9 protein-coding genes are annotated in these 17,450 nt (G+C 35.7%); 8 read left to right on the top strand and 1 reads right to left on the bottom strand.

All coding sequences use genetic code 11. The features are described 5' to 3' along the window. The first annotated feature begins 27 nt into the window (after positions 1–27). Positions 28–171 (top strand): hypothetical protein, encoded by a 144-nt coding sequence (locus HUB95_RS01315; RefSeq protein WP_153801319.1) that lies wholly within the window; start codon positions 28–30, stop codon positions 169–171. 715 nt (positions 172–886) lie between these two features. Here HUB95_RS01315 and HUB95_RS01325 read toward each other — a convergent pair. Continuing rightward, positions 887–2,422 (bottom strand): lysine--tRNA ligase, encoded by a 1,536-nt coding sequence (locus tag HUB95_RS01325; RefSeq protein ID WP_015589250.1) that lies wholly within the window; start codon positions 2,420–2,422, stop codon positions 887–889. Positions 2,423–2,530: 108 nt separating this feature from the next. Between HUB95_RS01325 and HUB95_RS01330 the strand changes: the two genes are divergently transcribed. The 7 genes from HUB95_RS01330 to HUB95_RS01360 all read left to right on the top strand — a co-directional run bounded on the left by HUB95_RS01330 (position 2,531) and on the right by HUB95_RS01360 (position 17,410). Next, entirely contained in the window at positions 2,531–2,827 is a 297-nt protein-coding gene (locus tag HUB95_RS01330; RefSeq protein WP_007548615.1) for a type IV secretion system protein VirB3, read from the top strand. Positions 2,828–2,836: 9 nt separating this feature from the next. Further along, positions 2,837–5,242, top strand: a complete 2,406-nt coding sequence (locus HUB95_RS01335; RefSeq protein ID WP_209452522.1) for a VirB4 family type IV secretion/conjugal transfer ATPase — start codon at positions 2,837–2,839, stop codon at positions 5,240–5,242. Further along, positions 5,235–7,799 (top strand): TrbL/VirB6 family protein, encoded by a 2,565-nt coding sequence (locus HUB95_RS01340; RefSeq protein WP_209452459.1) that lies wholly within the window; start codon positions 5,235–5,237, stop codon positions 7,797–7,799. Before HUB95_RS01335 ends, HUB95_RS01340 begins: the two co-directional genes overlap by 8 nt. 9 nt (positions 7,800–7,808) lie before the next feature. Continuing rightward, positions 7,809–10,196, top strand: coding sequence for a TrbL/VirB6 family protein (locus tag HUB95_RS01345; protein ID WP_174516845.1), 2,388 nt, complete (start codon positions 7,809–7,811; stop codon positions 10,194–10,196). Next, complete coding sequence (locus tag HUB95_RS01350) at positions 10,193–13,138, top strand: TrbL/VirB6 family protein (RefSeq protein ID WP_209452460.1); 2,946 nt, start codon at positions 10,193–10,195, stop codon at positions 13,136–13,138. Before HUB95_RS01345 ends, HUB95_RS01350 begins: the two co-directional genes overlap by 4 nt. Positions 13,139–13,227: 89 nt before the next feature. Continuing rightward, on the top strand, positions 13,228–16,788 hold the full coding sequence (locus tag HUB95_RS01355; RefSeq protein ID WP_015589245.1) for a TrbL/VirB6 family protein: 3,561 nt from the start codon (positions 13,228–13,230) through the stop codon (positions 16,786–16,788). Then, on the top strand, positions 16,778–17,410 hold the full coding sequence (locus HUB95_RS01360; protein WP_197907330.1) for a WD_0853 family protein: 633 nt from the start codon (positions 16,778–16,780) through the stop codon (positions 17,408–17,410). Before HUB95_RS01355 ends, HUB95_RS01360 begins: the two co-directional genes overlap by 11 nt. Positions 17,411–17,450 lie beyond the last annotated feature (40 nt).

The raw sequence follows: 17,450 nt of genomic DNA on the forward strand, positions 1-17,450 counted from the left end.
GCATAGATCCCGCTAACAGGTAGCGGGATGACGGTTGTCAGGCTAGCTGTCATCCAAGTAGCTCGACTACTTGGATCCAGGAAAAAGAATGGTGTCATGAAAGTAGCTGACACTGATTCCTTTATGATGGTGTCATCCCAGTGCCCAGACACTGGGATCCAGGAAACTTAATTGCAAGTAATGCATTGGATTTGGTGAGTATGGGTTTTGCGTTATAGAATGAAGCACTTTTGGTGAATTTATAAAGAAAGCTGGATCCCAGTGTCAAGCACTGGGATGACAAGGTATAAACCTTATCGTCACGCCGCCACGAACCGTCATACCGCGATTCATTCGCGGTATCTCAGCCGCTAACACGTAGCGGGATGACGGTTGTCGTTTAGCCATAAACATTAAGAAATTTACCAAACGAAAAAAAAGGCAAAAGAAGCCCTGGGGTTATTATCCGCTTTAAAATATTGGCGTTTTTTATGTTTTAAACGCTTGACAAGCAAGATTTAGCTGCTTTTAATTGCAACTAACTTACGCTGCAAATGTTTAAGAAATTTACTAAGCAGAAAAAAAGACAAAGAATCCCCGAGTTAGCTAGTCTTTTACTATCTCTGTCGAGTATTGGCATTTTTTGATGTCTTGTAACGCTTTATAAGCGCGTTCAGCTTATTTAGATAAAAATCTAGATGTAGATGAAGTTTTGTAAAGACATACAGTATCTATATACTGCAAAAAATTGAACATAAGACGCCGATACATTAAGTAATCCTTACCTTTTAATCTGCAGATTGGCGAAAGCAAATACAATAGCTTCAGTTTCATGATAAGGGCGCTGGCGAGGTTTGTCAAGGAATTCTTATTAAAACTAAAGAGCTCAAATGAAAGGAGGTAAACTCTAAAGTATACATTTAGTAGCGCTTTCTATGAGAGAAATCGTATTACCTATTCCGTAAAGCTTTATGAAAGATCCCATTCTTGGACCGGTTTTTTGGCCAAGTAACGTTTCGTATAATAGCTGAAACCAGTCACGTAAGTTGGTGTAATCATATTTTTTTCCAATAGAAAATACCTGAGATTGAATTTCTTCAGCAGTAGCAGTTGTAGATAGAGAATGTAAAGTGTCCTTCAAATCTAGTAACGCTGCTTTTTCTTTTTCATTTGGAGTTTTATATGATTTTGTTGGCTTGATAAAATCGTGATAATACTTTACTGCGAAGTCTGAAAGTCTATCAAGCATTTTATTATTTTCTGGTGTAACGTTTGGTGCATAAGAGGATATAAAACCCCATAGGATCTCTTTGTTTTCAGCATTACAAGCTGCTGCTAGGTTTAAAAGTAGTGAGAAATTTATGCCTGAAGTTTCTATACTGGGAACATTGCCCTGGTGAATGTGCCAAGCAGGATTATTTATATCCTTTTCTTTGTTCTCATGATAACGCTTTACAAATTCTAAATATTCATCAGTTGATTTTGGTATCACATCAAAATATAAACGTTTAGCTTTTTTAGGACTCTGAAAAATGTACAATGCTAAGCTCTCTGTTGGTGCGTAAGTTAGCCACTCTTCAATTGAAATGCCATTTCCTTTTGATTTTGATATTTTCTTTCCTTCTTTATCAAGGAAAAGCTCGTAGCAAAACAGAAGTGGTGGCTTTTCTCCAAGTATTTCACATATTTGACTTGAAAGCACAGCAGATGGAGTTAAATCTTTTCCGTGAGCTTCGTAATTTACTCCAAATGCGGCCCACCTCATTCCCCAATCAGGTTTCCATTGCAGTTTACATTTTCCTTTTGTCACTGGAACTTCTATTTTTTCCCCGTTTGGGTCTTCATATGTGATTGTTCCTTTCTCTGTATTTGTTTCAATTACTGGAACTTGTAAAACTTGAGAAGTTTTTGGGCATATTGGCAAGAATGGACTATAAGTCTGCTGTCTTTCTTCCCGAAATGATGGAAGCATTACGTCCATCACTTTATCATAATTTTTCAGTAAGAGTAAAAGTTTTTCATCGTAAACGCCAGATTTATAACACTCTGTTGCACTCCTGAACTCGTATTCAAATTCAAACATATCAAGAAATTTACACAACAATGAATTCATATGATGACCATAACTCTGATGAGTGCCAAATGGATCAGGTATCATAGTCAATGGTTTATTTAAGTGCTCTCTTAGCATCTCTTGATTTGGCACATTATCTGGTATTTTTCGCAAACCATCCATATCATCTGAAACTGCAATGATTTTGGTTTTTATACCAGGAGCTATTTTTTTTAATGCATTTACAATAACTGTAGTGCGGAAAACCTCTCCAAAGGTTCCTATGTGGGGTAAACCAGAGGGTCCATAACCAGTTTCAAATATTATTTCTTTTTTATTAGGAAACTCTTGCAATATTTTTTCTGCTTCTTGAAATGGCCAACTTGTCATTATCGGGATTAAATAATGTATCTTAACTTAAAGTGCTACTAGTTTCAATGGATTTTTACTATAATGATATAGTATTAGTGTTAGAGCTATTATTAGAAGGTTAAAGATATGTCCACAGGTAGTATACAAACAGATCAATTATTTAAAGGTCTTACAAGACCTGCAATGCTCTTTGGTGTGAGTTATATGTTTGCAATATTAAACGTCCTGATTTGCATGCTAATTTTCATTAATTCAAATGATTTAAGAGTGATTCTCTTAATGTTACCAGGTATACATGGACTTGGTTATATAGCTTCTGCAAAAGAACCGTTGTTTATTGAATTATTTATGGTAAAATTGGGAAAGTGCTCGAAATGTTTAAATCGTTTTTACCATGGAGCCAATTCTTATGATATTGCTTAACGTTGTGTGATGCTGAGGTTTAGGGCTATTCAATCAAAGAATAAATCTACTCTGAACAGGGAAGTTCACGCTGCTGAATTTATTCCTTATTCTTGCTATTGGAATAGCACAACCTTGATGACAAAAGAAAATTGGTTGGTTAAGGTTATAAAATTAAGTGGTTTTGCATTTGAAACTGCCGATGACGAGGATTTAGTCATACAGAACAACATCAGGAATCAGATGCTAAGAAGCATTTCATCTCCGGCATTTAGTTTGTATTTTCATACTATCAGACGTAAGAAAAATATTTTTTCTGATGAATTTGCAAGTCAAGGTTTGCCGAATTTTTTCGCTAATCACGTAAATCTAAAATGGAGAGAAAAACACGCAACAAGGCAATCATTTATTAATGACCTATACATTACGATTATCCGTAGAGCGGACACAAAAGGAGTAGAATTTTTGTCACATCTACTAAAAAAATTCGGACATGTAACTTCAAAACATGCTTGGGAAAGTGATATACGTGCCACGTATGAAGATTTAGAGGAAACGACAAATCGTGTAGTGACAAGCCTTAGAAATTATTCGCCTAAAATTCTTGGAGTAAAAGAAACTCCAGATGGTTTGTTCTGCGAAATAATGGAGTTTCTATCTAGAATCGTAAATTGTGGCTTCGTTACAAATACGCTTTTTCCGCTAAGAACTGAAATATCAAGATACTTACCAGTACATAGGTTATTCTTTGGCCGCAAGATGATACAGGTTGTGACTCATAATGAGAGTAAATATGCTGGAATAATTAGTATCAAAGAATATGGAAATCATACTTCTGCAGGAATGCTTGATTCGTTTTTACAACTTCCTTACGAGTTTATAATTACGCAATCTTTTCAATTTATAAACAGGCAAATGGCGATTGGAAAAATGCAGATACAGCAAAATCGAATGATACAGTCTGCAGATAAAGCTATTTCTCAAATAGCAGAAATTTCTCAAGCGCTTGATGACGCAATGAGTGGTAAGATTGCGTTTGGTCAACATCACCTGACTATTTTATGTATAGAAAAAAGTCCTAAATCATTGGATAACGCTCTGTCGTTGGTAGAATCAGAGCTTTCTAATTGCGGTGTTTACCCTATACGTGAGAGAGTTAACCTTGAACCAGCATTTTGGGCGCAAATTCCTGGTAATTTCGATTATATAGTGAGAAAAGCTACAATAAGTAGTCTTAATTTGGCTGGATTTGCATCTCAACATAATTATCCTACTGGTAATAAATTCAATAACCACTGGGGAGATGCCGTTACAGTTTTTGACACGACATCTGGTACTCCATTTTTTTTCAACTTTCATATAAGGGATGTTGGACACACTATGATAATTGGCCCAACTGGTGCTGGTAAAACTGTTTTAATGAATTTCCTGTGTGCCCAAGCGATGAAGTTTTCTCCAAGGATATTCTTTTTTGATAAAGATCGCGGTGCAGAGATTTTCTTAAGAGCACTTAGTGGTATCTATACTGTAATAGAACCAAGAACTAAAACAAATTTTAATCCTTTACAACTTGATGATACCTCTGATAATAGAACATTTTTAATGGAGTGGATAAAGTCTTTAATTTCGGTATATAATGATAAATTTACTTCAGAAGATATTGCACGAATTAATGATGCAATTGAAGGAAATTTTAAATTAAGAAAAGAAGACAGATTCTTGAGAAACCTCGTACCGTTTTTAGGGCTTGCAGGTCCTGATACTCTAGCTGGGGCAATATCTATGTGGCATGATAATGGTTCTCATGCTGCAATATTTGACAATAAAGAAGATTTGCTAGATTTTTCACGAGCAAGAGTATTTGGTTTTGAGATGGCTAGCTTGCTCAAAGATCCTGTTGCTCTTGGACCGGTCTTGATTTATTTATTTCATAGGATTAGTATATCTCTTGATGGCACTCCATCTATTATCGTTCTTGATGAGGCATGGGCGTTAATAGATAATCCAGTTTTTGCACCCAAGATAAAAGACTGGTTGAAGGTACTGAGAAAACTAAATGCTTTTGTGATTTTTGCTACTCAGAGTGTTGAGGATTCAAGTAAAAGTACTATTAGCGATACGCTTGTACAACAAACAGCGACACAGATTTTTTTACCAAATCTGAAAGCTACTAGTGTCTATCGGGATGTTTTTATGTTAACTGAACGTGAATATATATTAATTAAGCACACAGATCCGAGTACTAGATTCTTTTTGATGAAACAAGGAGTCAATGCTGTAGTAGCTAGAATAGACTTAAAAGGCCTGGATGATATAATCAACGTATTATCCGGACGTGCAGAAAGTGTTCTATTGTTACACGATATATTAAATGAAGTTGGGGACAACCCAAAAGTATGGTTGCCTATATTTTATCAGAAGGTAAAAAATGTTTAAGACTAAGCTGTCATTGCTATTAATTGCGATATTTTTACTAAATATAGACTTTTTACTCTCATATCCAGTGCTTGCAGATGGAGTAAGTGGTACTGACAAGACAGAATTTGTTAGCAGATTTAATTCCACTGGCAGTTTTAGTCGTGCCTCTAATCCTGATTGTGGAGCGTTTAAAACAGCTGCAGCACTTGCTGGAATAGCGATTGCTGTTGGCGCAATATTTACTGGCATTGTTTTGATCGTTTCTTCTGCTGGTTTGTTTACCGCTCTTGTTATTGTTGGAATGATAGCTGCAATTGTTGGAGTCTGGAAAGCTATAGGAGGACTTGTTGTTTGTGAACATAGTTTTGTTAAACACCCAGTTGCACGTGACCATGATGGAAAATACAAAAATTTTAAATTAAAAGACACAGGTTATAGTGGCTGCACCAATGAAAATTACCAAACAGAAGAGGAATATTTTTCTTGTTTGCAAAATAAAGCTCGGGAAGACGTGAACAAAAAAGATTATGACGGGAAAAGAGCAGAAAAAGAAGCCTTAAATTCTAACGTTCAGGAGAGTACAGAGAGTTATTACTGGCCAAAAAATGGTGTGCAATACAGTGAATATATAGAAGTATGTCATCGAAACCCTTTAACTTTTGGTAATCTTTTTAATAAGGTAGACTTTAATTCCAGAGGAAAACCTGGATACATAGACTTTGATGTCAGGGAGAAAGACACTGGATACGTAGATGGGTCATGGTCCTCGAAGGTTGATGGTGGTCTGGAATGTAGAGTTCTCAAAGCAGGACAGAGCGAACCCATACATGGAGCTACATTCAAAGCAGTGAGAAAAACGGGCAGATTATGTGTGGAGTTAGCCAGTGTTAGCATGCTTGGTATCGAAATGACTCCTTGGCCGCAAGGGGTTGATATGGGGTGCACGGAATTGCCACCTGACCCACTTGCTCCTATGTGTGAAAAATCTGTGATGATATTCAAAAATAAAGATGGTGCAGGAGAGGAAAAAGTTACTATTGGTAATAATGATGACTATAAAACTATTATCAGATCTAAAGAAAAAGGACTCAACGGACAAGGGGGGAAAATTTTTGTAGGTTATGATAATGCTGGCTGTTTTAGCTCGTATGTTTCTGAAGCTTGTTATAACCAGGCAGGGAGTAAATCATTAGCTCCTATTCCCGTAACTTCTATGATAGTGCAATGCATTAAGGAATCATTAGATAATTTAGTTGCAGGTAAAGGTGCACCAAATGGTGAGAGTTTTATATCTGTAGCACAGAAAAGGCTGAAAAACACTGTAACTGCTGTTTTAGTTTTAGCTTTAATACTGTTCTCTATAAAAGCCATGTCTGGTGGAGTTCAGAGGCCTCAAGAAATGTATATGTTGATCATAAAATTCGCTTTAGTGATTTACTTCACAACAGGCAGTACCATGTCTCATTATTATGGAGAATTAACTCGTCTCTCAAATGGTTTGTCAGAGATAGTGCTAAAAGCATCATCTGAAAGTAAAGGCATATGTAATTATAAAGCAGGTACAGATTATGAATATACTCGTGCAGGAAAGAGTGTATCTTACAGTTATCTTGCACCTTGGGATAGGCTTGATTGTAGAATTTTATTTTATTTAGGTGCCCCTTTAGATGGAATTGGTGGCAAAATTGGTACTGGAGGTGTTGCAACGTTAGCAGTCTTGCTTGGTGCTGCTCCTGTCTTATTAGTTGCAGGTTCGGTAATCGGTATTATTTTTGCTGGTGGACAAATTTTAGTAGCTCTTGTCTGTATATTTATGGCCGTTCTAATGATGATGGTTATTTTGTGGCTGTGCTATGTATTTATTTTATCTCTAGTTGCTTTAAGTGTAATCATCATTTTATCACCTTTGTTCATTCCTATGGTTTTATTCCAACACACCAAAGGATATTTTGAAGGCTGGGTGAAAGAGTTGATTACCTATAGCTTATACCCGGTTATCCTTTTTGCGTTTTTGTCCTTTATGTTCATAGCATGTGATAAAATCTATTTTAAAAATTTAAATTTTGAACTGGACGAGTCATATAAAAATGAACAACCGGACAAGTCATATGAAAAGAAACAAGCAGAAATCTCATATAGTAAGAAAAAACAGTGGTTTAAATTGAAAGATGGGGAATGTGATAAAAATGAAACTACTCTTGCATGTATGATGCAAAATTATAGCTTTAAAAAGAGCAGCATACTTGGTCTATTCGACTTTACATACATGGAGTTTGGCAGCTCTCTCATCGGAGAATTATTAAAATTGTGTTTAGTATTATTCCTCTTTTACCACTTTTTAAACATTCTTCCTGGCATGGCTGCTGAACTTGCTGGTAACCATAGAGCAGCACTTGGCTCAGGTCAGACACCTGGACAAATGGTGGGCAAAGCTTTATCTGCTGCCAAAGCTGCTGCTGGGGGTGTTGCTGGAGTTGCTGGTGCTGCTGCTAAGAAGTTGAGTGGTGGAGACAAGAGTAAATCTCGAGGTTCTGGTTCTAGTAGCTCCGAGAGTGTTAACAAAAGCACTGAATGAGTTGGATTTATGCTAAAATTTTTGCTGATAATACCGTTTTTTTTTCTGTCAGGCTGCGGGGAACATCACTGTATTAAGCCAGAAAATTTATCAGGTTTGCGTGAAAAACTAGATATAGTGTCAACAGAGCAGAAATGGGTTGATTCTGGTGTTAATATCTCAGATAGAATAAGAGTAACAGAGATTGATATAGTGCCTAGTAAGGTTAATTTTTGTCCTAAGCAGTATGCAGATTTTGCAATTGGGCCTGGGAGAAATGACGTTGCATTACCATTTGCACTTAAAAAAGGCGATACGATAAGCTTTAGTGTGATTGGAAGTAAAGTGTGTAAAGATAAAGAGAGTGAGACAAAAATCAGGTATTTGAAAATCGACGAAAAGTGTAGCGAGCAAGAAACGGAACATTTTGCACATGTTTTAAATCAAGAGAAATGCCAAGGTGGCAAGGATGGGATATGTCCTAATAAATATATAATAGGCGATGCGCAATGGTTGAGTGGAAGAGAGTACTGGTTTTCGAAGTTAGATCAAGATGAAAGAAAAAAGGAAATTGAAAATATTATTAACTCTATAAAACAAGGAGAGAATATAGATTGCAGCAAGCTTTCAGAGAGCAGTGCAAGTAAGATAGATACGCACATTTTAAATTCACTCTGTAGACGTATATGTAAATTTTCTTCTGGTCGTAGAGGCGAGGATTGCGTGTATATTGAATATAATAATATAGAAATTGAGCTATTCAATGCTTTAAATTCTAGTGGTGAATCTGTTGTTGCTGAAATTATTAGTAACGTATTAAAGGGAAAACAGGTAAAAACTGACATTACATTTCTAAAAGTTGGTATGGATAATGAAACTCTTGAACACATTCCAGGTGGTGGTTTATGTACTAGTTGTGATCATAAGATGGAGAATGACCATCAAATACCAAGTTTAACTTTTAGTCTATGTAGCAGAAATGACAAGAGCTGCTACAATACAAATGACAAAGGCGGGTTCAACATAAGAGTAACGAAGAACCATAGTCTGGAAAATAGCTTGTATATAAGTGTTTCCGATAAATTCCCTGAGCATAAGCCTGGTGAAAATCAAGCGGATATATCTGTAGATATCAGCAAAGTTCATGACATGGAAAACTTGAAAGGAAAATTAAAAGACAAAACAGGCACCATATATTACGGAATAAGAGACCATGGCTGCGATTACAAAAATGAAGGTCAGTTTAGCATTAACCTAACAACTCAAGAGCCACCTACAAAAACTTTTAGTGCAATATATAATTTCTTTGATGAAAAAGTGAAAACTGCATTTTTCGGCTCTAATTATAAAGACCCTAACGCAATTCACTCTGATACTAGTCCTGTAAAGTCTCTTTACGAAAGTTTTATAAAATCAAGCAGAACAAATACCATTAGATCTACTATAATATCACTATTAGTACTATATATAATCTTATATACTCTTTATTACTTTTTTGGATTAACTCATATTTCTATATATGAGTTTTTAATTATATGCGTAAAGATAGGAATCATCGCTCAGCTATTGCAGGATAATAGCTGGGACTTTTTTTATAACAACGCATTCTCTATATTTATTAACACTCCAAAACAACTAATAGAAATAGCAAATTTTAGAGGCACTACTTCAAATGTTTTTGAGTTTCTTGATTTGCCGCTCAATAGGTTCTTGTCATCGCATTCAGTATTGTTAATAGTATCTCTTATATTTTCTGGCCCTTTGGGCATTGTATCTTTTTGCTTGGTGATTTGGGGTTTAATCACAGTGAGCTTATCTATTTTTAATGCCTTATTTTCTTTTATTACATCTATAGCAATAGTTGCGTTATTACTTTCTTTAGCACCTATTTTTATTATTTGTCTTTTATTTGCGTATACTAGGCAGATGTTTCAAAACTGGGTTAAAAATTTAGCAAGATTTGCAATTCATCCAGTGGTCCTTTTAATTTTTATATCACTGATAAGTCAGGTTATGGATTATATTGTGTATTCAGTATTTGATTTTGAGGTCTGCTCTACATGTATACTTAATATTAACCTAAAGATTTTTAACCCTTGTATTTTTTATGGTTATGCTTCCAAATATACACCTAATATTACCGCTATGATGGCTTTTGTTATTTTGGGACACGCTATGAAAGCTTTAGTTGAAGCTTCTTCGGCAATATCTGACTCGTTGTTTGGTGCTTATGTAGCAAGCGAACCTGGAAGACAGTATCAACAAAGCTTAATGGGAACAGTAGGGTTAGATGAACGAAGCGTTCAAAGAAGAGAAAGAGGAGATGCCTCTCAACAGTCAGGTACGTCAAGACCTCAAATACCACAAGGGACTCAAAGGTCAACGCCTCAGATACCACAACCAGGAAGACAGCAATGATAAGTAAAAGATCACTATTATTGATACTGTGTCTTGCAATCACTGGTTGTAATATGGATTGTGTCGAGCCTGGGTTGCAGAGCAAAAACACCAGCGTTAATGTGGATGTTCCAGTTCGTAAAGCCGATAAAATTCATTGGGTTGATTCTGGTCAGGTAATTAGTCAGGGTGAGAAAATCAAATTCACCCTCGATGGATCAGTAAATTTTTGCCCTTTTAAAGAAGACAAAAATCCAAGGAAAGTACTTGTGCCAGCTAGCTTTTGTGCTGATGGCTCAGAACCAAATTATAGTAAGGTTGCGGATATTAATAGTGTACCTAACAATTATGGTGTTAATGAAAGTAAAAACGAACTATGTGGTGGCAAAGGATTTGGCAGCAATAGAAGTTATGTGGACACTGGAATTAAAGTAAATCCTGGTGACAAGTTAAGCTTCAGCTTAGTTCCCAGAAAAATAACAATTGATTACGACAATCCAGAAGGGAAAGGCATCAATTTTGATGACAATTGTTATAAAGCTGTAGAAAATGACCGTAAGGAAACTGTATATAAGAAAGCTACAGTGAGTGAAGTACATCAGGGGGGAGAGTTTTTTTGTGATGGTAAAGATGGTACAAAAAATAAAATACAATTTTTACCTCTTGATAAAACAAAAGCAAAGGAAAGCAAAGTGCTAGTTGGCAATGGGTATACCCCATATGATAATAAGGTGCATTTTAATAAAGGTTATATTCAAGACAACGAACCATGGGTATATGGTTCACTACTTGATTTACGCCGCGCTAAAATAGGATTGAACGAGTTATGTGATGGAAAAAACTGTAGTCTTGATGAGAGAAAAAAGTACTCCTCCTATGAGCTTAACTGTTACCATCAAAATATATGCTATACTGAGAAGGGTATATGGAACTATGGTTTAGGTCAAGCAGGAGAACGGAACTGTGTCTCCTCTATAAGGTATAAGAAGTACGATAAAGGAAATAAATGTGATATGTATTCTTATCTAGAAAAAATGGAAGGGAATGTTAAAGCAGGTAGTTTTACTGAAGATGATAAATCTTGGGCTGAGGCTCTTGTTGCAAAAATTGGTGATCCTGATGATAAAAATATCGCTAAAGGTATTCAATGTCTTCCAAAGAAAGAGGGTGCAAAAGGGGATAATATGTGTTTGCAAATTGGCGATAACAATAAATTCGAGGATTTTTCTCTGGAATTGAACAATGATTATCCAGTAAATGACGAGGTAACGCCCGGTAGTAGTGTGATGCTCGCTATCGCAGATTATGGTCATTATTACTATAATAGAGGAGGGTACCATGTTAAGGTGACTAGATCATGTGAATATATTAATGGCGAAAAATTATATGTATATTTAGGTGATGAGCCACCTAAAGATTTGCATGGTGTGGGAACTAATGATTTTAAAGTGGTAGGAGTGAGAGAAAGAGTAAACGGAAAAGATGAGTACACCATATTAGATGTAATAAGCGGAGAACACTTTCAGAACGAAGAATCTAAGAAGATATATTTCGGCATCAATGTAAGCAACGTAGAGAGAGATGACATTACAGATAAAAATGGCAAATATTATGAAAATAATAAGTACACAGTAACTTTATTTGTTAAAAGAAAAATTAATGATTTTATTTCATCGAATGTAAACGGGGTATTTAAACTTATAAAAGAAGAAGTAATTGGGGACAGCGTTAAAGATTCATACAAAGGATATGCAAGAGGTCTTCTTCAAGGGGTAAGAGCTTTGCTTACTCTATACGTTATATTTACTGTCGTTGGCTATATGCTTGGAACAATACAGCTAAGTAAATTTGATTTCATTGTAAGAATGTTCAAGATAGCATTTATAGCTTTTGCCTTTAGCGATAGAAGCTGGGAACTTTTTGGTACAACTTTATCCAGACTTTTTATAGATGGTAGCACTTATTTAGTTGATAGTTTTTCTGGCTATGTAGGAGAAGGGGAGAGAAAATTTGCATTCTTAGACTTGACAGCAGGAGTATTATTCACAGCAGAAACTTGGCTAAAGTTTTTATCGTTGATGCTTTCTGGTCCTTTTGGCGTTATTGCATTTTTGGCAATACTCTGCGCTACTTATGCGTTTTTAAAATGCATTATTAGTGCTACATTGAAATATGTAATATCTACTGTTCTAGTAGCGTTTTTACTGTCATTAACACCTTTATTTATCGTATTTATTCTATTTCAAAAGACTAAACCCTTGTTTGATAATTGGATAAAAACGTTGGCTCATGTTTCATTAGAACCAGTCATTTTATTTTCATTTTTATCTCTTTTAAATCAGTTGATGTATTCAGTTTTATATAACCTCACAAATTTTTCTGCATGCTATCAATGTTTAATTAGCGTAAATTTCTTATCGTATGATCTGTGCTTGATGAAATCAATACTGCCTCTTGGATACAGTCCTGGCACTAGCGTTGATGTTGCACTCAGTACCGGAGAAAGGGCTGGTGGACACTTTGCAGCATTACCTATAGACCTAATCCAGGCGTTTATATACCTCATTATTGCCGGTGCAATGGAAGCTTTTGTTTCTATATCGGAAACTATGGTACAAACACTATTTAGCTCTGGTTATGGAGTTACTGGCGGTGTTGGTACAGTTGCTAAGAGCGCATCGCAAGCTATGCTGTCAACCGTTGGCCTTGATGATAAGACCCAAAGTATGATACAGAGTATCAAGCAGAAAATGAGTAAAGATCGGGGAAAAATTGAGGCTAAATTACCTAACACACCAAAGCAACCAGACAAAAAAGAAGATTCTAAAGGAAGTTCTGATAAAACAACGAGTGATAGACCTAAAACATTAAAACAATCAGATCAGCAAAAAAATTTTGATGAAACAATAAGAAGTGATCCTAGTGCTAAAGCTAAAAACAAGGAAGAAAATGGAGAGGAGTAAGATATAAATGATATTATGGAGTAACTAATTAAAAAGATATTTTAAGTAAAGTTTTAGAAATTTATTCTGTATTTGGAAAAAGTTTAGATATGCAATCACGTTTAGGCAAATGTTGGTTTAGGGTATTACTTCTTGCAGCTTATGTGCTGATCACAGGTTGTAGTAAAAACGATATGCCTTTTCCAAGGTGTATATCTGCTGACTATTTTGGTCCTAAACCTATTGCAGTAAGCGCTCATTTTTCAAGCGACCACGATGCGTTTATTCCAGGAGATGGAGAAGTTGTTGATCCTGAAACTGGTGAAATTAATTATGGTTTTCACCATAACCAAGTGGTGGAGTGGGAGGATACCGGGCTCGAAACCAATGGAGATAGTTTAAAAGTGCGAGTGAATGGTGCATGGACATCTTGGAGTAATAATAACAAGAAGGAATCTAAAAAAGGCAGTTATACCTTACAAAGCTTGGAGCAGTTAAAATATGCAACTAAATTTGAAGGCAAGTCAGGTGATAATAGTCTACCTGACTTTCACTTAGTTTGTAATGATTACAAACCTAGTGCGCCACAGAAAATTTCAAGTAAGTCTAATGCAAGTTGCACTGTAAAGTGCAAGTGCATTAATGAAGATGATAGCGCAAATACAGTATCACGTGGTGCTCCATGTTGGTTTACCAACGGTCATGGTGCTTATCTTTTGTTTCAAAGGCCTGGTGACGATAGTCCTAACAAAGATTTGAAATCTATGCGCAATCCTTCATCTCCTACTGTACATCTAGGTTACAACTCCGTGGCAGAGAATGGGAGCGGTCTTTTTGCTTTAGACAGAGATAGCACTAAATTAAAGGACAGAAATTGTGACCCGGTGAAATTAAAAAAGGGATGGAAAATATATGTAAAAATATTAGATAGATATTACTTAGATAATGTAGGTGGCTACTCTTTTGAGTTCTTAAGTGGAGTGCGGCAACCGAGTGGGGTTGAGTTTTTTGATTATATTTATAACTATCTAAAATGTGTATTATTGATTAACGAAAATTGCAAAGAACATTTTAATAGCAATGATCCTGCAGTTGCACAAGCTATGTTCGAAAATATAGCTGAAAAAAGTACGAGCTTTCACAATTTTGTTCTTTCCTTGCTTGTTCTATTTGTAATGATTTCATCGCTTCTTTATCTTTTTGGCATGATACAAGAAACTAAGCATGATATGCTCATCAGAATGATGAAAATCACTCTAGTAATAGTGCTTATATCTCCTGGAAGTTTTAGATTTTTCTATGATCATTTTCTTGTTTTATTTGTTAAAGGTCTTGAACAATTGATAAGTATAATTACTAATTTTGCTCCCAACATGAACACCGGAAGTATTGTTCAAGGAGATGAAGCTAAGTTGTTTAGCTTCATGGAGGACATGTTCAATAAGTTTTTTGCTTATTCTGTTTGGAAAAAGTTTGCAGCGTTTTTACATTACCAAATGTGGGCAAGCCTTCTTATGATACCGGCAATTTTCATAGGGATTGTGCTATACTTCTTGCTGTGCTTATATGCTTACATAATATTTCTCTCTGGTTTTATGGGTATAGCTTTTCTTATAGCCATTATGCCACTGTTTCTAATTTCTATTTTATTTTCACCGCTGAAAAGTCTATTTGAAGGTTGGATAAAATTCTGCATCAGCTTTTGTTTACAGTCGATTATGATATTTGCTCTCTTGTCATTACTGGCTTCCATTATAATGAATACCTTTTATAGGCAGTTAGGTTTTACTGTATGCTACAATAAATGGTTCGAGGTAAAGTTATGTGCTCCAAAATGGGTGTTTGGTGGTTTTTGTATCGTTGATAAGCAGTACTTTGGTTGGACCCCAGGGCAAATTTTCGTACCTTACACTCTTGGAGAAGCTTCTCCGCTGAACGTAGATAAGAACATAGAAGGTATAGAAAAGATAAGCAGAGAAGGTGGTACAATAAAATTTACTGGCGGTGCTGGGTATATCCCTCTTCCACCGGATTACATTGAAAAAGGGTTTCGTTATATAGATTATCCTTTCTTTAACCCAATTCCTGGTACTAAAGAGAATCCAGCAGACCATTATATTGCAGAAAGTGATATGGTAGTAGATAATAGCTGTAGTGTAAAAGATTTAGTGCGTTTAACAAATAGTTTATCCCATGCATCAGAAAAAGCTGATATCTTATTATTGATTAATAATATAAGTAAAAAGACAGAAATCTATTGTAAGCAGCCAGGAAATGAAAGCAGGTGTACTAATTACAAGGAAATCATAGAAAAAGTAATTCTACAGCCAAGTTTAAAAAGTGAAATAAAGTCTTTAGTGCAAGATATAATTAGACAAGATGGGAGCTGCCAATCACAGAATTTTTATAAGGTAAATAGAAACTATCAAGAAAATAGTGATTACCAAAGGGTGCAAGACATACAGAGAGGTTATTTAATCAATGCAGGGGAAATCTTTGTATTATTCCTGCTTTCATTTTTAATGTTCTCTTTACGCGAGTTCGTACAACAAATGGGCTCAAGTATCGCTGGTGGTGGATTCAGCGTTTACAATATATCTAGTATGTATCAGGCATCGCCTTTGACTGGCATAATGGAAGAATTCAAACAGCAGTGGCAAAATTTTGCTGGTAGAGGACTTGAGTCTTTAGGCAGTTGGGCTACTCATTTACCGGATAGATTAGCCGGAGGTGCAGCTAATCTGCTGGGGAGAGTACCAAGAGTTGGAGGAGTGCTGAAATACGCTATTGATGTGCCACGTAAATTTGTAGGTGCTACTATTGAAGCAACAAAATTTGCAACATCACCTAAAAATGACGTTGATAAACTTGAGGAAAAGATCTACAGGGCATTTGGAGTTGATAAGGAAGATATTACACACAGAAGGATCGGTAAATATTTAGATTATTATAAAGGATACGTAGGATCACATTTGGGCTATACAATAGAAGATGCTATGAAGTTTACTTGGGAGCATGGCCTTGATTCTATAGGAGTTAGCCGTCGTACAGGAGAAAAAGATGGTTATCCAAATAACTTACTTTTTAGAGCAAAATCGCATAGGCAAGATTTCTTGAATAAGCTTCATGATGACACCATAGGCCGTAAGAGAGAACCAGAAAAAGACAATCCTGATCAATCAAATAAGGTAGAACGAGAGTTAGGCACGGAACTAGTAAGAGATAACCATGATCAGCCACTAGAAGAAGGCGACCCTCTTCGACTACGAGGGGGAGGTCAGCCAGATAAGGTAGTACGAGAACTAAGCACAGAACAAGAAGACAAGCCTAATCAACTACAGCATGATCAGCCAACAGAAGAAGATAAGCCTGATCAATCAAATGAAGTGACACGAAATTTAGGCACGGAACCAAAAGGTTCAGATGAAATTGATGATTTTGGATCTGCTTTTGAAGGTATGGAAAAACGTGCTGAAAGAGAAGGCAGAAGAAATCAAGATAAAGTTTATAACCTCTCACCACTTTTTGAAATGAACACTCCAGAAGCTGTAGAAAAACGTGCTGAAAGAGAGGAAAAAAGAAATCGAGAAGACAGTAAAAGGAAATTACCGGAACCAATGAGGAAACCAGATGCAAAAGGAGATGAGAAGAGGATTGAAGATGAAGACTAATAAAAATTTCAAAGGCCTTGATTATTATAAATTGCAGCAAGACAAAGATGGCAACATAAAGTTAAATGACTACGACGACATTTTAAATGCGCGTAGGGCAAGGGTAGACTTGTTGCGGGATAACACATCACTTGACAAGGATGTCAATTTTGCTAAATTGAATAAAGCTTTGAGTGAGAAATTTGTAGATAATCATAGTTTATTGTCTGAATTTGATAAGGAAGACAAAGAGATTGTACAAGAAAGGATTAAGGTGTTTAGTATTTTAGAAAGTCTTGAAGACCTTAAAAGCGTGAAAAGTGAAGATCTGTTAGAGGTTAGCTTACTGCTGTCAGATCTTAGCTTCATAGAGAGAAATGTTGTACTAAATACCGATCAGAATTCTGATCTAGCAGGATTTAAAAACCTATTTATTGAAAAAAAAGCATCTGGTGAAGAGTATAGTGAAGAAGAATGTAGAGGCTTTCTTGATAATATAGATAAAATCAATACTATAATTAAGTTAGAGTTAGAAAGCAGAATTGAAGGGCTAAATCATGATGAAAAAAATGATCATGATGATTTACAAGATGAGATTGGTCAAGCAATTAATGCAGCAGGCAAATCAGGAAAAGATAACTGATGAGTCTTGTGTTTGTGTTTTTCTTACAAGCGACTCGATA

This window comes from Wolbachia endosymbiont of Ceratosolen solmsi, from assembly GCF_017869155.1.
Classification (GTDB): Bacteria; Pseudomonadota; Alphaproteobacteria; order Rickettsiales; family Anaplasmataceae; genus Wolbachia; species Wolbachia pipientis.

Coding starts and splice junctions, on each gene's coding strand:
- HUB95_RS01345 (WP_174516845.1), top strand. CDS start 7,809: ATGCTAAAATTTTTGCTGATAATACCGTTTTTTTTTCTGTCAGGCTGC.
- HUB95_RS01360 (WP_197907330.1), top strand. CDS start 16,778: ATGAAGACTAATAAAAATTTCAAAGGCCTTGATTATTATAAATTGCAG.
- HUB95_RS01325 (WP_015589250.1), bottom strand. CDS start 2,422: ATGACAAGTTGGCCATTTCAAGAAGCAGAAAAAATATTGCAAGAGTTT.
- HUB95_RS01315 (WP_153801319.1), top strand. CDS start 28: ATGACGGTTGTCAGGCTAGCTGTCATCCAAGTAGCTCGACTACTTGGA.
- HUB95_RS01340 (WP_209452459.1), top strand. CDS start 5,235: ATGTTTAAGACTAAGCTGTCATTGCTATTAATTGCGATATTTTTACTA.
- HUB95_RS01330 (WP_007548615.1), top strand. CDS start 2,531: ATGTCCACAGGTAGTATACAAACAGATCAATTATTTAAAGGTCTTACA.
- HUB95_RS01335 (WP_209452522.1), top strand. CDS start 2,837: ATGCTGAGGTTTAGGGCTATTCAATCAAAGAATAAATCTACTCTGAAC.
- HUB95_RS01355 (WP_015589245.1), top strand. CDS start 13,228: ATGCAATCACGTTTAGGCAAATGTTGGTTTAGGGTATTACTTCTTGCA.
- HUB95_RS01350 (WP_209452460.1), top strand. CDS start 10,193: ATGATAAGTAAAAGATCACTATTATTGATACTGTGTCTTGCAATCACT.